The following is a 3,895-nucleotide window of genomic DNA, read 5'->3' on the forward strand; positions in this document are numbered from 1 at the left end:
ATAGCTTGTAGGGTGGCCAAAAACAGTTTGCTTGTTTTGAGCATTCTAGATGATCTTACTTTGCCCACCCTACTTGAATTGGTCTGATTGCTGATTGCTGATAGCTTGTAGGGTGGCCAAAAACAGTTTGCTTGTTTTGAGCATTCTAGATTATATTACTTTGCCCACCCTACTTGAATTGGTCTGATTGCTGATTGCTGATAGCTTGTAGGGTGGCCAAAAACAGTTTGCTTGTTTTGAGCATTCTAGATTATATTACTTTGCCCACCCTACTTGAATTGGTCTGATTGCTGATTGCTTATAGCTTGTAGGGTGGCCAAAAACAGTTTGCTTGTTTTGAGCATTCTAGATTATATTACTTTGCCCACCCTACTTGAATTGGTCTGAGAGCTGATTGCTTATAGCTTGTAGGGTGGCCAAAAACAGTTTGCTTGTTTTGAGCATTCTAGATGATCTTACTTTGCCCACCCTACTTGAATTGGTCTGAGAGCTGATTGCTGATTGCTGATTGCTGATTGCTGATTGCTGATAGCTGATTGCTTACGGTACTAAACATACTAATTGTTTTTCTGGGGAACCATCCACAGGGACAAGTTTAATTTTATTTTCCTGAGACAGTTCATTAATCCCCTGGTGAATGGCTATTGCCTTGATAGAATTAAATTTATTCTGAGTAGTTTTAATTAAAACGTTATGACCAATAATTTGATTCTGTTTGAGCAGAGTTATGACAAATTCCTTAACTGGTTTGGTAACAATTTGATTATCGTTAATATTACTAGGAAAAATATTTAAATCTTGTAGTAATGAACAATGCTCCAAAACTCCCGATTTTCTGATTATATCTTGTAACTCTGGCAGTGTTAGTATTGTATCAGCAAGCACTAACTCTTGGGAACAAGCTTGATTAACTAAGCTATCATAAGTAGCTAAGTAATGGACAGAAGATAGATTCTCTAATTTGAGGTGAATATGGCCAGAACCATTGAATAGTTTGGTGTAGAGTTTGTCCCCCTTGAGACCGCGTTTCCTAACTTGTGTATAGCGAATCAGGTATAAGGTTTGACAGCGATTGCCTTGAATAGCTTTCTCACAGGCATTCATCAGATGATAGAAGCTGTTACCATTAGTAGTTTCTCCCCAGACTACTCCGAACCGTTCCTGGGATGATGGCAGCTGGTAACTTAGGGAATAACTGGCACAACTACCTGACAAAAAGTTTGATTTAACATCCTTGACCTCCAGAGCTTCTAACGCCTCTCGTAACATCTTAATCAATTGAGATTCATCAATATCCTGGATTCGGGTAATTTTCTGCTCAGTTTTTTTAAATTCTTTTTGCCACTTCAATTTAAATGAAGCTAAGACTTTTTCTGCTCTCGGTATTGATTTGCTAGCAGTATCATTTTGACTAGTTGATTTAGTCTTGGTTGATGGCTCTGAACTATTAAATTCCTGAGTTTTATACCTTTCAATTAGCTGATTTCCCAGGGTCAATGTCTCCCGGGGGGTGGTTTTGCCACCAGGAAATGCTTTTGCGAGGTCTTGCCGAGTTAAAGGATAAATCGGTGAAATGGTTTTGGTTTTTTGGTCAGCTTGCTGATGTAACGGATAGAGTCGGTTTGCCCAAAGCGATTCGGCTTGCTCTAGGGGAATCCTTTTGAGCAGAATTTTATGATTAAGTCTAGCAATATTAGCGGGTTTAATTTGTTTTTGATTGCGCTTCAAAGTATTAGTAATCATGCTGATTATAATCAGCATGTTATTGGGATAGCGAGTATGAAGGGTAGAGTTGACATTAAACAGAGCTTCTAGATCCAGATAACCATCGGGCAAACGAGGGATATTATCCAATTGGTCAAAACACAGCACAATCGGCTTGGTGGATTCAGAAATTCTCCCGAAGTTGATTAAGATGTTCTGAGCATCGTCTTCGTTATCTATAGAGCCTCTGACCCCAAGGGTTTGCAGGTCATCTTCATCTAAATCTTCTCCCCTTAACCATTGATAAGCCAGGTAATCCCGTTCTGGATTAGTTAGCTCATAAAGCACTCCAAAAAACTCTTTATTTCTATGAATTCCCCCTGGATAGCTAGCTCTGAGGTCAGCAATAAACCGTTGTCGCTCATTCCGGAGCCAGCCGGTTTTTTTAAAGGCCGGGAGACTCTTTAGCCACAGCAGCAACTGAGACTCTTTTTCCCCTTCTGGGACTTTGACCAGACTGTCAACGGTTTCCCTAAGGATATAGCGCCAGATGCGATCGCTATTTGCCCAAGGACCAATATAAGCAAAAAAGGCTTTTTGATTGAACTGCTGTTTGAGCCGTTTTAACAGATAACTTTTCCCCGAACCAGGATCACCAGCCAGTAAGATAGTGCGGGGTCGATGGTCTTGAGTCACCGCACTGAGGGTGCTGGTTATCTGATTAATTTCATCTTGATGAATCGATGTGACATTAACAGCCCCATTGTCTGGATCTTCCCAAAAATTACCCGTAGTAAAGGTTACGGGGTCAAACGGATTTGGAGCTTGTTTAATTATTTCCTGGATCGTTGCCATCTCTAAAATTCCATCTATAGTTTGGAAAAGGATAGAGGATTAACAATTGGGAAGTCTGGGGTTAGTGTATTATACTTTGTCTCCTACTTTAGGATCATACTTTACTGCACCATAATGAAAAATAGCCTCCCCCCGGTATTTTGAGGAATACCAGCTTCAATTTGTTCCTCTGTATACATATTGGCTTCTTCCAAAGCACTCAGATCAATTTTATCTTCTGCTTGCAAGCTATACAGTGCTTTATCTAATTCTTCCCTAGACAAAGGGGGTTGTAACTTTTGGCGCAAATGAAACAGTGGCAAATAGTTTTCTGTACCCAGTTCTTGGTCTAAATTCTTGATAATTTGTAATATTTCTTCATTAGTAGGGGGATTGACTAGAGCTGAGATTGTAGTTGTTGAGTTTGGTAGCTGTTTCCGCAGGAAATCGATGTAATCCGCTAGCATGGTTTTAGACAGATTGATATTGCCACGACCAACGGGTTTATAATTATTTAAGAGGTACTCAATACCTGCTTCAGTAATCCAGACATCTTTGAATTTAGTTTCTGCTACTGTGATATAGCCCTGCTCTATCAAACTGTCCATGATTTCCTTGCGGGTCTTAGCAGGCTTGACGTTTGTCTTGGCCGGAGTAGTCGGTTCTGTTTCACAGGCTTTAAGAATTTTGCGCTCTTTCGTGCTCAGTTGTGAGTCAGCCTGATCTTGGTTTAGGAGTTCCTTGCCTGCATCAGTGATCTGAATTTTCGTGATTTCTGTATTAGACTCAATCAAATTGCGATCGCATAACGCCTGACAAATTCGATCTCGTTCCCCCGCTGAGGTTTTAGAATTGGGCTTGGCTTCCGTAATCGTTGCCCGATAATCCGGTTTGCTCAGTAGCTTCAGTAAAAATTTTAGTTGGCTGACTTCCAGTTCAATAGCTTCCATGTTGATTGTCGTTACCTCACTTTTGTTCAAGATTAACCTAACTGTATTCCCTATAACCACGTAGTAGTCAAGGATTTCCGCAATAGATTCTACTGTCAGCCCTCAGCGGACGGGCGATCAGCCCTTAACTATCAGCCCTGAGCAGAATTCTTATTATATAAGCCTTTCGCTACTTTTCAATAGTATCTTTATTTACGTTGTACCATACTAGGCTGAATGCTTACCGACATCAGACTTATCTCAAGTCTGGTTGAATACCCATCATTAAGGGGGCGGGGGCGCGGGGAGCATGGGAGGTTAGGGGAGATGGGGAGATGGGGAGATTTCGATTACGGGTAATTATCCTGACATCCTATCAGCAGAAGGCCGCGATTAGATTAGTATTCAGGGAAAATCCTCAAAACGCT

Annotated in this window: 2 protein-coding genes; both read right to left on the reverse strand. The window is 40.9% G+C overall.

All coding sequences use genetic code 11. The annotated features are described in order from the left end of the window. Positions 1–540: 540 nt before the first annotated feature. Positions 541–2,559 carry an AAA family ATPase gene (locus F6K20_RS28010; RefSeq protein WP_287266791.1) on the reverse strand — a complete coding sequence of 673 codons (2,019 nt, stop codon included), beginning with the start codon at positions 2,557–2,559 and terminating at the stop codon, positions 541–543. A gap of 101 nt (positions 2,560–2,660) precedes the next feature. After that, positions 2,661–3,518, reverse strand: coding sequence for a hypothetical protein (locus F6K20_RS28015; protein WP_229414577.1), 858 nt, complete (start codon positions 3,516–3,518; stop codon positions 2,661–2,663). Positions 3,519–3,895 lie beyond the last annotated feature (377 nt).

This window comes from Moorena sp. SIO2C4 (genome assembly GCF_010672485.1).
GTDB lineage: Bacteria > Cyanobacteriota > Cyanobacteriia > Cyanobacteriales > Coleofasciculaceae > Moorena > Moorena producens.